The organism is Thioclava kandeliae (genome assembly GCF_040297545.1).
Taxonomy (GTDB): Bacteria; Pseudomonadota; Alphaproteobacteria; order Rhodobacterales; family Rhodobacteraceae; genus Thioclava; species Thioclava kandeliae.
Window position 1 is genome coordinate 183,536 of record NZ_JAYWLC010000003.1, and the last position, 14,158, is coordinate 197,693.

General features: G+C 63.7%; 12 protein-coding genes. 10 read left to right on the top strand and 2 right to left on the bottom strand.

The features are described from left to right. From VSX56_RS05490 to VSX56_RS05500, 3 genes are all read left to right on the top strand, one after another. Positions 1-1,008, top strand: coding sequence for an oligopeptide/dipeptide ABC transporter ATP-binding protein (locus VSX56_RS05490; protein ID WP_350935447.1), 1,008 nt, complete (start codon positions 1-3; stop codon positions 1,006-1,008). Then, positions 1,005-1,997 (top strand): oligopeptide/dipeptide ABC transporter ATP-binding protein, encoded by a 993-nt coding sequence (locus VSX56_RS05495; RefSeq protein ID WP_350935449.1) that lies wholly within the window; start codon positions 1,005-1,007, stop codon positions 1,995-1,997. Before VSX56_RS05490 ends, VSX56_RS05495 begins: the two co-directional genes overlap by 4 nt. A gap of 124 nt (positions 1,998-2,121) precedes the next feature. Then, positions 2,122-3,555: a sugar porter family MFS transporter gene (locus tag VSX56_RS05500; RefSeq protein WP_339115089.1), complete on the top strand. Its 1,434-nt coding sequence runs from the start codon at positions 2,122-2,124 to the stop codon at positions 3,553-3,555. Between the two features lie 44 nt (positions 3,556-3,599). Here VSX56_RS05500 and VSX56_RS05505 read toward each other — a convergent pair whose 3' ends face one another. Both VSX56_RS05505 and VSX56_RS05510 read right to left on the bottom strand, forming a co-directional pair. Next, positions 3,600-5,183, bottom strand: a complete 1,584-nt coding sequence (locus tag VSX56_RS05505) for a gamma-glutamyltransferase family protein (protein ID WP_350935452.1) — start codon at positions 5,181-5,183, stop codon at positions 3,600-3,602. 105 nt (positions 5,184-5,288) lie between these two features. Further along, positions 5,289-6,359: an ABC transporter ATP-binding protein gene (locus tag VSX56_RS05510; protein ID WP_339115087.1), complete on the bottom strand. Its 1,071-nt coding sequence runs from the start codon at positions 6,357-6,359 to the stop codon at positions 5,289-5,291. Positions 6,360-6,665: 306 nt separating this feature from the next. Here VSX56_RS05510 and VSX56_RS05515 point away from each other — a divergent pair, with 306 nt between their 5' ends. The 7 genes from VSX56_RS05515 (at position 6,666) to VSX56_RS05545 (ending at position 14,140) form a co-directional block, all read left to right on the top strand. Continuing rightward, positions 6,666-7,736, top strand: a complete 1,071-nt coding sequence (locus VSX56_RS05515; protein WP_350935454.1) for an ABC transporter substrate-binding protein — start codon at positions 6,666-6,668, stop codon at positions 7,734-7,736. 92 nt (positions 7,737-7,828) lie between these two features. Next, on the top strand, positions 7,829-9,184 hold the full coding sequence (locus tag VSX56_RS05520; protein ID WP_349295812.1) for an LLM class flavin-dependent oxidoreductase: 1,356 nt from the start codon (positions 7,829-7,831) through the stop codon (positions 9,182-9,184). After that, positions 9,177-10,913, top strand: a complete 1,737-nt coding sequence (locus VSX56_RS05525; protein ID WP_350935456.1) for an ABC transporter permease subunit — start codon at positions 9,177-9,179, stop codon at positions 10,911-10,913. The genes VSX56_RS05520 and VSX56_RS05525 overlap by 8 nt, the downstream gene beginning before the upstream one ends. Positions 10,914-10,926: 13 nt before the next feature. Beyond that, positions 10,927-11,673 (top strand): class II aldolase/adducin family protein, encoded by a 747-nt coding sequence (locus VSX56_RS05530; RefSeq protein ID WP_349295810.1) that lies wholly within the window; start codon positions 10,927-10,929, stop codon positions 11,671-11,673. 52 nt (positions 11,674-11,725) lie between these two features. Next, complete coding sequence (locus tag VSX56_RS05535) at positions 11,726-13,021, top strand: flavin-containing monooxygenase (protein ID WP_350935459.1); 1,296 nt, start codon at positions 11,726-11,728, stop codon at positions 13,019-13,021. A 23-nt stretch (positions 13,022-13,044) separates the two neighbouring features. Next, positions 13,045-13,458 (top strand): RidA family protein, encoded by a 414-nt coding sequence (locus VSX56_RS05540; RefSeq protein WP_339115081.1) that lies wholly within the window; start codon positions 13,045-13,047, stop codon positions 13,456-13,458. Between the two features lie 4 nt (positions 13,459-13,462). After that, the gene (locus VSX56_RS05545) at positions 13,463-14,140 is read left to right on the top strand and encodes a DUF1028 domain-containing protein (protein ID WP_349295809.1); all 678 of its coding nucleotides are present in this window, start codon (positions 13,463-13,465) and stop codon (positions 14,138-14,140) included. Positions 14,141-14,158 lie beyond the last annotated feature (18 nt).

Genomic DNA, 14,158 nt, shown 5'->3' on the forward strand with positions numbered 1-14,158 from the left:
ATGGCTTTGCTGGATGTGAAAGACCTCGAGGTCCGGTTCGATACGCCCGAAGGAGTGGTCCATGCGGTCAATGGCGTGAGCTTCAGTCTCGAGGCGGGACAGACGCTGGGGATCGTGGGCGAGAGCGGCTCGGGCAAGAGCCAGTTGAGTTTCGCGCTGATGGGGCTTCTGGCACGCAATGGCCGCGTTACGGGGTCTGCGCGGTTTGACGGGACCGAGCTGGTGGGCGCGCCCGAAGCCGCGCTCAACCGTCTGCGCGCCGAGCGGATCGCGATGGTGTTCCAGGACCCGATGACCTCGCTCAACCCCTATATGCGGATCTCCGACCAGATGGCCGAGGTGCTCATGCTCCACAAGGGCATGGGCAAGGCGGCGGCGGTGGCCGAGGCCGTGCGGATGCTCGATGCGGTGAAGATCCCCGATGCGGGCGCTCGTGTGCGGCTTTATCCGCACGAGTTCTCGGGGGGAATGCGCCAGCGGGTGATGATCGCAATGTCACTTCTGTGCAAGCCCGACCTGTTGATTGCCGACGAGCCGACCACAGCGCTCGATGTGACCGTGCAGGCGCAGATCATGGGGCTCTTGGGCGAGTTGCAACGGGATTTCGGCATGGCCACGATCCTGATCACCCATGATCTGGGCGTGGTGGCGGGGTTCTGCGAGAGTGCGATGGTGATGTATGGCGGTCGTGCGATGGAAACCGCGCCGGTCGATGACCTGTTCGAGACGCCGAGCCATCCCTATACGCGGGGCCTTCTGGCCGCGATCCCGCGGGTGGATGACGAGGCCGATGCGCTCAACGCCATCCCCGGCACGCCGCCCAATATGACTGGCGCACCGGTGGGCTGTCCCTTTGCCCCGCGCTGTGCGCTGGCCGGTGAGGAGTGCACGGCCACCATGCCGCCGCTTGCGCCCTGTGGCCCCGCACGGGCCCGCGCCTGCCACCGCCCCGTCACCGAAGTGATGGAGAAGATCGCCGCCCAACCCGTTCAGGAGGCAAGCCTATGACCCCGCTTCTTTCGGTCCGCGACCTCAGGGTCAGTTTCCCGATCACCCGCCGCGGGAGCTGGCCGTGGACGCCGCCCCAGCAGCTCCATGCCGTCAACGGGGTCAGCTTCGATCTGATGGCGGGGCAGGTGCTGGGGATTGTGGGCGAGTCGGGCTGCGGCAAATCCACCTTGGCGCGGGCGCTTATCCAGATGCTGCCCGCAAAGGGTGAGGTGATCTGGCAGGGGCAGACCGACCTCTTGTCGCTCACCCCGCGCGAGATGCTGAAATACCGCTCCGATATCCAGATGGTATTTCAGGATCCGCTGGCTGCGCTTAATCCGCGGATGACCGTGGGCGAGATCATCGCCGAGCCCCTGCGCACCCACCGCCCCGAGATGGGGGCCGAGGCACGGCGCGAGAAGGTGCGCGAGGTGATGGCGCGGGTGGGGCTTCTGCCCAACCAGATCAACCGCTATCCGCATGAATTCTCGGGCGGGCAATGCCAGCGGATCGGGATCGCCCGTGCGCTGGTGGTCGAGCCGAAACTGCTGATCTGCGACGAGCCGGTTTCGGCGCTCGATGTGTCCATTCAGGCGCAGGTGATCAACCTTCTCGATGATCTGCGCCGCGATCTGGGGTTGACGGTTGTGTTCATCGCCCATGATCTGAGCGTGGTGAAACATATCTCCGATCAGGTGATGGTGCTCTATCTGGGGCGGATGATGGAACATGCCGAGGCCCGTGCGCTCTTTGCCGAGCCGCGTCACCCCTATAGTCAGGCGCTCCTCTCGGCGGTGCCGGTGCCCGACCCTAAGATCGAGCGGGCAAAACAGGTGATCGGGCTGGAAGGCGAGCTGCCCAGTCCGATGGACCCGCCCTCGGGCTGCCCGTTCCGCACCCGATGTCCGCGGGCCGAAGACCTCTGTGCGCAATCGCGTCCCGAACCTCAAGGCGAGGGGCATCAGGTGGCCTGCCATTTTCCGGGGGTTCTGCAGCCTATCGAATGATCGTTACGCCGAACTTGCATATCAGCTATGATTTCTTCACGAGGGTGGAACATATAAGCCAGCTCACCGTTGACTGTCGAACGCTCCGCGCGGGCGAATTCTTCAACAGATATGGTGGGTTAGAATGCAGGGATTGGCCGAGGGTCATCGCGCGACGGTGCAGGCGCGATCGGATGACAAGGGGATCTTGGGACGTGTCGCGCTGGTCGCGACGATGGGGGGATTGCTTTACGGCTATGATACGGGCGTCATCAATGGCGCGCTGATCTTCATCCAACGGGATCTCGGGCTGACGCCGGTGACCGAAGGGATGGCGGCTTCGGCACTTTTGCTGGGGGCAGGGCTCGGGGCGATCGGCTCGGGGCCGTTTTCCATGCGGATCGGGCGCCGCCGCACGATCCTGTTGCTGTCGGTCATCTTCATTCTCGCCACGCTGGCCTGTGTGCTTTCGCCCAACGTGGCCTCGCTTGTGGCGGCGCGTTTCGTGCTGGGGGTGGCCGTGGGCGGGTCGTCGGTGACCGTGCCCACCTATCTGGCAGAGGTCGCACCCTCCGGCCAGCGCGGGCGGCTCGTGACCCGCAACGAGCTGATGCTCGTTTCGGGGCAGCTTCTGGCCTTTGCTTTCAATGCGGCCTTCAGTGTCAAATGGGGCGACAATCCCGAAATCTGGCGCTGGATGCTGTCAGTGGCGATGATCCCCGCCATCGCGCTCTTTATCGGCATGTTTTTCGTCCCCGAAAGCCCGCGCTGGCTGGTAGCGCACAACAAGATCGAAAAAGCCGAGCGCGCGCTCAAACGCCTGCATTCCGACGAGGATGCCGCCATCGAGATCCGAGAGCTTCGCAAAGCTGTCGATGAGGATGCCGCAACCCGTCGTGCGCGCCCCTCGCGCCTCGATCTGGGCCGCTTCCGCGAACCTTGGATCCGCCGCATCCTGATGATCGGGATCGGAATCGGCATTGTGCAGCAGCTGACCGGCGTGAATTCGATCATGTATTACGGCACCCAGATCCTGACGGAATCGGGCTTCGGCCAGAACGGTGCCTTCCTTGCCAATATTTCGAACGGGGTCATCTCGGTCGCGGCCACCTTCCTCGGGATCTATCTGCTGCCCAAGGTGGACCGCCGCACCATGCTGACCATCGGTCTTTGCGGCATCGTGGTAACGCTTCTGGCCATCGGTGCGACCTCGATGCTGCTGGGGCAATCGACACTGCGGGCCTTTATCATCCTGCCGCTGATGGCCGCTTTCCTCGGGTTCCAGCAGGCGTTTGTGTCGCCGGTCACATGGGTGCTCCTGTCGGAGATCTTCCCGCTGAAGGTGCGCTCGATGGCGGTCGGGATCTCGGGTCTGGCGCTGTGGCTTGCGACATTTGCCGTGGGCTTCCTCTTCCCGATCATGGTGGCGGGGATCGGGCTGAGCGTGACCTATTTTGTCTTTGCGGCAATCGGGCTGGCCAATATCACCTTCACTCGCAAATTTGTGCCCGAGACGCGGGGCAAATCGCTCGAACAAGTCGAGGAGATGCTGCGCGCCCACCGTGTGCGCGAGAGCTGAGCCATAAACGATGCGCCCGGGGTCTTTCCCCGGGCGGTGTTCCATCAATATCCCAGTGCGCAGCCATCCTTGCGCGGGTCCGAACCCCCGATCAGAATACCGCGATCATGATCGATACGGATCGCCTGACCGCCGCCATGCGGCACCCCGATCCGCGCGGTCATATGGCCAAGGCTTTGCAGGAAAGCATCCGCCTCGGCGCTGATGCCCTCTTCCAGCTCGATCCGGTCATTCTGCACAAAGAGCCGCGGCAAGTCCAAGGCCGCCTGCGGGTCCATGCCGTAGCGCAACATATTGTCGATCACCCAAGCCTGACCCATCGGCTGGAAATGTCCGCCCATCACGCCGAAAACGATCTCGGGGCGACCATTGCGGGTTGCAAGCGAGGGCATGATCGTGTGCATCGGGCGTTTTCCGGGCGCCAGTTGGTTGGGGTGGCCCGCCTCGAGCGTGAAGCCAAAGCCGCGGTTCTGCAGCACCACACCGGTGCCTTCGGGCACGATCCCCGAGCCGAAGCCCTGGAAGATCGAGTTGATGAAGCTGCACACATTGCCATCCGCATCGACGACGCTGACATAGACGGTGTCCTTATGCGCGGTGCCTGCTTCGGGCAACCGCCCCATCCGCGCATCATCGCGGATCAGAGCGCGTAGCACCGCGTGATAGGCGGGCGAGAGCAGTTCGGCCACCGGCACATCGCCAAAGCGCGGATCGGCGACAAAGGCGTTGCGGTCGCGGTAAGCCAGACGCGCGGCCTCGATGGCGCGGTGCAGACGGCGCGGCGCAAGCGGGTCCGCCTCGGGAGCGAAACCATCGATGATCCCCATCAGGAGCAGCGCCGTGACGCCCGAGCCATTGGGCGGGCACTCCCAGATATCGTGACCGGCAAAGCGGCCCGTGATCGGGTCGACGAATTCGGCAGCGGTCACGCCTTGGGCAAAATCCTCAAGCGTATGGACCCCGCCTTGCGCGCGCAGGCCGGCCACCAGTTTCTCGGCAATCTCGCCGGTATAGAAGGCCGCGACCCCTTCCGCCGCGATCCGGCGCAGCACATGGGCCAGATCGGGGTTCGACATCACCTGACCCGCCCCGGGCGCCTTGCCCGCGACCAGAAACAACTTGGCATCATGGCGTTGCAGGCGCGGTTCGGCCTCGGCCCAGTCAAGCGCCACGCGTGGTGCGACCACATAGCCGCCCTCGGCATAGGTGATCGCCGGTTGCAACAGATCGGCCAGCGATTTGCGCCCATGCGATTGTGACAGAAGCGCCCATGCCGAAAGCGCGCCTGGGATGGTGACGCTATGGGCGGAGAGCGGATCGAGTGCGGTGACGCCGAGCGCCTCCAGCGCCTCGGGGGAGGCGCCCGCAGGGGCGCGGCCCGAGCCGTTCACCGCGATCACCTCCGTGCTGCCTGCTTTCTGGTAGAGGCAGAAACAATCGCCACCGATACCGGTCGATTGTGGCTCGACCACGGCCAGAACCGCATTGGCGGCAATGGCGGCATCGACCGCATTCCCACCCGCCTTGAGGATCTCGATGGCGGCGAGGCTTGCCTGAGGCATGGAGCTTGCGACCATCGCATTGGTGGCCATGACCGGCGAACGGCCCGCGAGGTGGAGATTGCGCATGGAACAGTCCTGTCTTGAGGTGGCGACTCTCGGGGCCGCTTTGCGGGTGATAGAACAGGGCCAGTCCGTCGGGGTCAAGCGCCCGCCTGCCTGAAGGCGCGGGGCTCAGACTTCGCGGGTCAGGAAATGCGCGCGGGCCTTCTCCCAGCCAAGTCGCAGCTGGCTGCCCACGGCTGGTACAGGCCCCATCCCCTGACGCAATAACAGCTCGCGTCCATTCTGGTGGGTCACCAGAACACGCGTCTCTGCCCCGGCATAGACCGTATCGGTCACCGTCACGCAGAGCGGGCCATCGGGGTCGATCGTCATGATCTCGGGGCGCAGGACCAGAATACCCTTGCCGGAGCCTGACGCCCCTTCGGGCAGCGGCAGACGGCCTTCCGGGCAGTCGAGATGCCCGTCCACGACCGTGCCACGGAAGATATTCGACAGCCCGATGAAATCGGCGACAAAGGCCGAGCGCGGCGCGTCATACATCTCCTGCGGGGTGCCCAGCTGGGCGATGCGGCCCTCGCGCATCAGACAGATCCGGTCCGAAAGCGCCAGCGCCTCTTCCTGATCATGGGTCACGAAGATGATCGTCGTGCCGGTCTCGCGGTGCAGGCGCTTGATCTCCATCTGCATCTGCTCGCGCAGCTTACGGTCAAGCGCGCTCAGCGGCTCGTCCATCAGGATGATCGCGGGATCATAGACGAGACAGCGGGCCAGGGCGACGCGCTGCTGCTGCCCGCCCGACAGCTCGGAGGTGAAGCGGTTGCCCGCATGGCCAAGGCCCACCGCGTCCAGCGCGCGGGTGACGCGGGCTGTGATCTCGGCGCGGTCACGCACCCGCAGCTTAAGCGGAAAGGCGATATTCTCGCGCACGGTCAGATGTGGGAAGAGCGCATAATTCTGGAAGACCACACCGATATCGCGCTTATTGGCAGGCGTATGGGTATGATCCTGCCCGTTGATCAGCAACTGGCCGGAGGTGGGCGTGTTCAACCCGCAGATCGCCTGCAGCAGTGTCGTCTTGCCCGAGCCTGATGGCCCGAGCAGCGTCATGAACTCGCCCTCGCGGACATCCAGAGACACGCGGTCAAGGGCGGCGACATCGCCGTAATGGCGGCTGAGATTGCGCACCGAAAGTTTGATGGCGGGGTCGGTCTGGGGCGCGGAAATGGCGGGCTGGCTCAAAACTCTCTCCGGTAACTGGGGCAGGGCAATGACACACCTTGCCGACATCTTTGCGGCATTGAGGCGCAAAACGGCCAGGCGCGAAACTAGTTTTATCTGTGTCCCTGCTTAGGCAGCGCCTAAGTAAAGCACCCGTGAGGTCATCCTTGCTTAGGTTCAGCCTAAGCGCGGCGACATTTTTTAATAATTTACGGATCGCGTTGTTCGGGGCCAGATCTGCCCACAGGACGATGGCGAGGACTGCCCATCATAAAAATGGTCCCGCTGCCCCTCGGGCGTCCCCACCCAACAAGGAGCTATCCTCTCATGACGACCTCCCCCAGATTCTCCCGCCGCGCGGTGCTGCGCTCCGGTGTGGCCGCCGGTGCAGCCCTTGCAGCCCCCGCCATCTGGACCTCCGCCGCCCGCGCCGAGACCTCCCAGATCACCGTTTCCGATGTGGGCGGTGCGGTGAGCCCCGTGCTGCGTCAGGCCTTCTATGATCCGTTCGAGAAAGAGACCGGCATCAAGGTCGTCTCGGTGGCGCAGGATCCGAGCCCCGTCACCCAGATCAAACTGCTCGTCGACACCAAATCCTATACATGGGATGTGTCGATGACCACGCCCGACCATATCGCGCAGCTGACCAAGGATAAGGCCTATGTGGCCGATCTCGATCTCGGCATCGACCCTGCCGATTATGTCGAGGGCACGGTGAAGAAGAACTGGCTCGGCTTCTCGGTCTTTGGGATTGCCATGGCCTATAACAGCGAGACCCTGCCGGGCGCGGCCCCGACCTCCTGGGCCGATTACTGGGATACCGAGAAGGTTCCGGGCCGTCGCGGCCTGTATCGCAGCCCGTGGGGCACGCTCGAGATGGCACTACTGGCCGATGGTGTGGCGCATGAGGATCTCTATCCGCTGGATGTGGACCGCGCCTTTGCCAAGCTCGACAAGATCCGCGATGATATCTCCGTCTGGTGGACGGCCGGTGCGCAGAACACCCAGATCCTGCAATCGGGCGAGGTGGACATCTCCGATACATGGTCGGCGCGCGCCTATGCGGCCAAAGCCGGTGGTGCGCCGCTGGAGATGGTCTGGTCCGGCCTCTATTCGGTTGACGGCTGGTCGGTCGCGGCAGGCACCCCCCGCATGGACGCGGCGCAGGAATTCGTCCGCTTCTGCGCCCGTCCCGAGCAACAGGCGATCTATTCGTCCAATATCGCCAACGGCCCCTCGGCCAAGAAAGCCTATGAATATATCGCCGAGGACCGCGCCGCTGTCCTGCCGACCGCGCCCCACAATATCGACGGTTTGTCGCTGATGGATAGCGGGTATTGGGGCGAGCATTACGACGCGCTGGCCGAGCGTTTCAACGAATGGCTGCTGGCCGGCTGATCATTTCCCCCGACTCTCCGGCCCGGGTCCACGGGCCGGAGCTTTTCCCGCGCATCCGCGCGGCCCAAGATGCATAGCGAAAGAGACCGCAAATGGCGCAAAAACAACTCCGCATCGGCACGTTGATCGAAGCTTACGGCCTGCACGCCGCCGCATGGCTGGCCACCGATCCGGCCCCCGGTGCCCCCACCGATATCGCCTATTTCCAGAACATCGCGCGCATCTGCGAAGAGGCGAAATTCGACTTCTTCTTCTTGGCCGATACGCCCGCGACGCGCACGACCGACCTCGAGGCATGGTCGCGTTCGCCCATGTATATGAACCAGCTCGAGCCGATCACGCTCCTGACGGCGCTGGCAGGCTCTACCTCCAAGATCGGGCTGGCGGCGACCGCCTCCACGAGCTTCTACGAGCCCTATAATATCGCGCGTCTTTATGCCTCGCTTGATCATATCTCGAAGGGTCGCGCGGGCTGGAACGTGGTGACCACCGCCAATAATTTCGCCGCCAAGAATTTCGGCCTCGACCGCTTGCCGCCGCATGACAAACGCTATGCCAAGGCGCATGAGTTCTATGATGTCGTGACCGCCCTTTGGGATACGTGGGAAGATGATGCGTGGATCTACGACCGCGAAGAAGGGCTGACCTTTGACACCGCTAAATTCCATCCCGTCTCGCATAAGGGCGAGTTCTTCACCGTCGAGGGCGGGCTGAATATCGCACGCCCCCCGCAGGGCTATCCGGTGATCATCGAGGCGGGCGCCTCCGAGGCGGGCAAGACCTTTGCCGCCCAGACCGCCGAGGCCGTCTTTGGTGTGGCCACCGATGTCGACGAGGCGATCGCTTTCTACAAGGATCTCAAGGGCCGGATGCCCGCCTTTGGTCGCGATCCCGACCAGCTGAAGGTTCTGGCCGGTGCCACCATTGTGGTGGGCGATAGTGCCGAGGAAGCAAAGGCCCGCTTCGATCACTGGCAGTCGCTGATCCACCCTGAAGTGGGTCTGGTGCGCATCAAGCAGGATCTCGAGACCGATCTGTCGGATCTCGATCTCGACCAGCCGGTGCCCATGGACCGCATCCCCGAAAAGGCCAATTTCCACGCCGCCTATTTCGAAGAGATCAAAGGGCTGATCGCGAAGGGCCATACCCTGCGCGAGATCTGCCAGAAGTATACTCGTGCCAAGGTGACCATTTTCGGCTCGCCCGAGGAAGTGGCGGATATGATGCAGGAATGGCTGGAGCGCGAGGCCTGTGACGGTTTCATGCTGACCTTCCCCGTGCTGCCCTCGACACTGGAGGATTTCCGCGACCGTGTGGTGCCGGTGCTGCAGGCGCGCGGGATCTTCCGCCGCGATTACGAGGGCTCGACCCTGCGCGAGCATCTGGGCCTTGCCCGCCCCGAGAACCGCCATGTCACCGCACCGGCGCTGGAAACGGTTGATGGCTGATCTGTCTGCCGATACGACCCTCGGCCCGCGCCGCCCCCGCCTGAAGGCGGGGGTAATCTGGCTGGCCGCGCCGGCGGTGCTGCTGCTTCTGGCCTTCATGGTCTATCCGATGGCTGAGATCTTCCGGCTGGCGGTCGTGGACCAGACGGGATTTACATGGAAATACATGGCCAAGGCCATGAGCCCCGGCCTTTATGCGCGGGTGCTGGGCACGACCTTCTCGGTGTCGCTTCAGGTGACACTCTGGTGCATCGTGCTGGGCTATCCGCTGGCCTATTGGCTGGCGGGGCTGCGGGGGCGCCCGCAACGGGTGGCGCTGTTCTTCATCCTGCTGCCCTTCTGGACCTCGGCCCTGATCAAGAATTTCTCGTGGATGGTGGTGCTGGGCCGCAATGGCATTGTGGCGCAATGGGTCGAGGCGCTGGGGCTCGGCAAGGCTGACGGGCTGCTCTATAACCAGACGACGGTGATCTTTGCCATGGTGCATACGATGCTGCCTCTGGCCGTGATCACCATGCTGCCCGTTATCCGCCAGATCGACCCGCGATTGTATCCGGCAGCGATGACACTGGGCGCAAGCGGACCGCGCGCCTTCTGGCAGGTGATGATCCCGCTCTCGATGCGGGGGATCTCTTCGGCGAGCCTCCTGATCTTTGTGGCCTCGCTCGGCTTCTTCGTGACGCCCTCGCTGGTGGGTGGCCCGAAACAGACCATGATCGGGCAGCTGATCATCATGCAGATCAACCAGTTGCAGAACTGGTCACAAGGGGCCGCGCTGGCCGTGATGCTGTTGCTTGCCGCTCTCGTATCGGTTTTCGTCTTCGACCGGATCTTCGGGATTTCCTCGGTGGCGGATGCTTCGGCGCGCCCGCATGACAGCCGCATCCGCCGCTTCGGTCTGTGGCTCTCGGACGGGGTCGGAGCGCTGGCCGACCGTCTGCCTGCAGGGCTGGGGCGGCCCACGCTGAACCTCTTCGCAGGCGTGATGATCCTCATCCTGATGCTACCGATCATCGCCTTCGTGCCGATGGCCTTCTCGGCCACGCCGGAGCTGCGCTTCCCGCCGCAAGGGTTCTCGCTGCAATGGTTCCACGAGCTGTTCACCTCGCAGATCTGGCTCGGGGCGATTACCCGTTCGCTGCTGATCGGCTTTGCAACCGCCGCGCTGACTGTGGTGATCGGGACGCTAGCCGCCGTGGCGCTTGCGCGCAGCAAATCCAAAGCGGGCACGCCGGTTTTCCTGCTGATCCTCTCGCCGATGATCATCCCGCCCATCGCGCTTGCCGTGTCGATGTTCTACCTCTTTGCCAAGATCGGCTTGATCGCCAGCAATCTGGGGATCATCATCGGTCATAGCGTGATCGCGCTGCCCATCGTCTTCGTCATCCTGCTGACCACGGTCAAAGGCTATGACTGGCGTCTCAATGATGCGGCGCTGACGTTGGGCGCAAGCCGGGCGCAGGTCTGGCGCAAGGTGGCGCTTCCGATCCTGCAAGGCGGTCTGGCGGCAGGCTTTGTCACCGGCTTCCTGCAGAGCTTCGAGGAACTGACCGTGGCGCTGTTCATCGGCGGCGGGCTCAAAACGACGCTGCCCCGGCAGATGTGGGACAGCATCCTTCTGCAAGCAACCCCGATCATCGCCTGCGCCTCCGTGGTGATGCTGCTGATCGTGATGGTTTTCTTCGGGTTGCTCGAGCTGTCGCAATCGCGTCGCTCCAAGAAACATTAGGAAAGGAGTGCCAATGTCGCTCGATACCACAGACTTCCTGACCGAAGCGCAGGCGCGCATCGATCTGGCCGCTGCCCTGCGCATGACCGCGCGTGCCAATATGCACGAGGCCGTGGCCAACCATTATTCCATCTCGCTTCAGCCCGACGGGCGGCGCTTCCTGATCAACCCCAAATGGATGCATTTCGCCCGTGTCAAAGCGTCCGACCTGATCCTGATCGATCTTGATGATCCATCCACCATGACGGATGAGCGCCTCGACCAGACGGCCCGCGCGATCCACGGGCAGGTGCACAAACTTTGTCCGCAGGCGCGGGTGATCATGCATCTGCATCCGATTGCGGCCACCGCACTGGCCTCGCTGGATCCGCCGCAGCTGCCGCCGATCGACCAGAACTCGGCGCGGTATTTCAACCGTCTGGCCTATGATCTCGATTTCGGTGGTATGGCCAATTCGGATGCCGAGGGCGCGCGTCTGGCGGGGCTGATGGGCAAGCATTCGCGCCTCATGATGGGCAATCATGGCGTCATGATCACTGCCCAGACCATGGGCGAGGCATGGGACGATATCTACACATTCGAGCGGGCCGCCCGGATCGTGGTCGCGGCCATGTCGACGGGGCGCCCCCTGAAGGTGCTTTCGGATGAGGCGGCCGAGCAGACCGCGCAGGATTGGGAAAGCATCGTGGATTTCCAGATCCGGCATTTCGAGGAGATGAAGCTGATCCTCGACGAGGAATGCCCCGATTATCGTAACTGACAAGGGCCGGAGTTCTGGCAACAGATCCGGCAGCAAGAAGAGGACGGCTATCATGGCAGTCGAGAAGAAGGGCGTGGCCGAGGTCATCGACACGCTGGTTGTGGGCGCAGGTCAGGCAGGGATCGCGATGAGCGAGCATCTGAGCCGCGTCGGCATCTCGCATCTGGTGCTGGAAAAGGACCGTATCGCGGAAAGCTGGCGCACACGCCGCTGGGATAGCCTCGTGGCCAACGGCCCCGCATGGCATGACCGTTTTCCCAACCGTGATTTCGATGGCGATGGTGATGCTTTCGTGCCCAAAGACGGCGTGGCGAAGTATTTCGAGGATTATACCCGCCAGATCGAGGCACCGATCCGCTGTGGTGTGTCGGTCACGGGGCTGACGCGGCTCGAGGGCCGTCCGGGCTTTCGCGTGGAGACCTCGCAAGGGGCGATCGAGGCGCGGAATGTGGTGGCGGCGACCGGCCCGTTCCAGGTGCCGGTGATCCCCGAGATCGTGCCCGAAACCGCAGGCCTGACCCAGATCCATTCCAGCGCCTATCGTAATCCGGCCCAACTGGCCCAAGGCGCGGTGCTGGTGGTGGGCGCGGGCTCCTCCGGCGTGCAGATCGCCGACGAGTTGAACCGCGCGGGCCGCAAGACCTATCTCTCGGTCGGTCCGCATGATCGCCCGCCGCGCAGCTATCGCGGGCGCGATTTTGTCTGGTGGCTGGGCGTGCTCGGAAAATGGGATGCACCGGCCCCCGCACCGGGGGCGGGCCATGTGACCATCGCGGTCAGCGGTGCACATGGTGGGCGGACCATCGATTTCCGCGAACTTGGTGCGCAGGGGATCACCCTTCTGGGCCGCACCGAGGGCTATACCGACGGCGCTGTGACGCTGGCTGATGACCTGCGCCGCAATCTTGACCGAGGCGATGCCAACCATCACGGACTGCTGGATGAGGCCGACGCCTATATTGCGCGGATGGGGCTTGATCTGCCCGAGGAACCGCAGGCGCGGCGGATCCTGCCTGACCCCGATTGCGTGACCAACCCGCTGCGTAAACTCGATCTGGCTGAGGCCGGGATCACCACCATCATCTGGGCCACGGGCTTCCGAACCGATTACAGCTGGATGGAGGTCGATTGTTTCGACGCCTCGGGGCGTCCCGTGCATAAACAGGGCGTGGCCCCCGAGCGCGGGATCTATTTCCTCGGTCTGCCATGGCTCTCGGGACGCGGATCGAGCTTTATCTGGGGCGTCTGGCATGATGCGGCCCATATTGCCGATCACATGATGATCCAGCGGCAATATGATGCCTATGAAGGCACTGAAATTCAGCATCAACAGTCCCTTAGCGCGTAAACTTATCATTAAGGATTAAGATCATGGCGCATAAGCGCATCCGTCCCTTCAATACCAAAGACACCTATCCCGAGCAGAACCTCGACAATGACCTCTGCCAGGCGGTGGTCGCGCGCGGTACGACCATCTTCCTGCGCGGCCAGTGCCCGCAGGATCTGGATACCTCGGTCGATATCGGCAGCCCCGATCCGGTCGAGCAGACGCATAAGGTCATGCAGAATATCCGCCAGCTGATCGAGGAATCGGGCGGCAAGATGGAGCATCTGTGCAAGGTCGTGGTTTACCTGACCGATGTCAGGCATCGCGAGGCGGTCTACCGCACGATGGGCGAATATATCAAAGGCGTGCATCCGGTCTCGACCGGTGTCGTGGTGACCTGCCTCGCCCGGCCGGGCTGGCTGGTCGAGATCGACGCGACCGCCGTCATTCCGGATTGAGCCGATGACTTTTGCGATCGTAGGACGCTGTGACCGGACGGGGCAGTTCGGGCTGGCGATTTCGTCCTCCTCTCCGGCGGTGGCCGCGCGCTGCGCCTTCGCGCGCGCGGGCGTTGGGGCGGTGACCACGCAAAACGTCACCAATCCGGCGCTCGGGCCGGTGATGCTGGAGGCGCTTGCGCAGGGGCGTCCGGCGGTTGAGGCAGTGCAACTGGCCGCCGCATCCGACCCGCATGCAGCCTATCGCCAGCTTCTGGCGATAGGGGCCGAGGGCGCAGGCGCGGTGCATTCGGGCGATCAGGCGCTGGGGATCTTCGGGTCGGCTACAGGGGCAGGATGTGCTTCGGGCGGCAATCTTCTGGCCGATGCGGCGGTTCCGCAGGCTATGGTTGACGCGTTCGAGGCAAGCGATGCCGCTTTGGGAGACCGGCTGATCGCCGCGATGGAGGCGGCTCTGGCGCTTGGCGGCGAGGCGGGGCCTGTCCATTCGGCCGGTATGCTGATCGTGGACGCGCAGGCATGGCCATGGGCAGAGCTGCGCATCGACTGGCTGGACGAGGGCTGCCCCGTGGCCGCGATGAAACGCGCATGGGCGGTCTACGAGCCGCAGGCGCGCGATTATGTGACCCGCGCGCTGAACCCTGTCGCGGCACCGTCCTATGGGGTGCCGGGAGACGAATAACCCCTTGGAACCCGAGGG

What these genes read in the sequence shown, in the direction of transcription:
- VSX56_RS05490 (WP_350935447.1), top strand. Translation starts at nt 1, where the DNA reads ATGGCTTTGCTGGATGTGAAAGACCTCGAGGTCCGGTTCGATACGCCC.
- VSX56_RS05495 (WP_350935449.1), top strand. Translation starts at nt 1,005, where the DNA reads ATGACCCCGCTTCTTTCGGTCCGCGACCTCAGGGTCAGTTTCCCGATC.
- VSX56_RS05500 (WP_339115089.1), top strand. Translation starts at nt 2,122, where the DNA reads ATGCAGGGATTGGCCGAGGGTCATCGCGCGACGGTGCAGGCGCGATCG.
- VSX56_RS05505 (WP_350935452.1), bottom strand. Translation starts at nt 5,183, where the DNA reads ATGCGCAATCTCCACCTCGCGGGCCGTTCGCCGGTCATGGCCACCAAT.
- VSX56_RS05515 (WP_350935454.1), top strand. Translation starts at nt 6,666, where the DNA reads ATGACGACCTCCCCCAGATTCTCCCGCCGCGCGGTGCTGCGCTCCGGT.
- VSX56_RS05520 (WP_349295812.1), top strand. Translation starts at nt 7,829, where the DNA reads ATGGCGCAAAAACAACTCCGCATCGGCACGTTGATCGAAGCTTACGGC.
- VSX56_RS05525 (WP_350935456.1), top strand. Translation starts at nt 9,177, where the DNA reads ATGGCTGATCTGTCTGCCGATACGACCCTCGGCCCGCGCCGCCCCCGC.
- VSX56_RS05530 (WP_349295810.1), top strand. Translation starts at nt 10,927, where the DNA reads ATGTCGCTCGATACCACAGACTTCCTGACCGAAGCGCAGGCGCGCATC.
- VSX56_RS05535 (WP_350935459.1), top strand. Translation starts at nt 11,726, where the DNA reads ATGGCAGTCGAGAAGAAGGGCGTGGCCGAGGTCATCGACACGCTGGTT.
- VSX56_RS05540 (WP_339115081.1), top strand. Translation starts at nt 13,045, where the DNA reads ATGGCGCATAAGCGCATCCGTCCCTTCAATACCAAAGACACCTATCCC.
- VSX56_RS05545 (WP_349295809.1), top strand. Translation starts at nt 13,463, where the DNA reads ATGACTTTTGCGATCGTAGGACGCTGTGACCGGACGGGGCAGTTCGGG.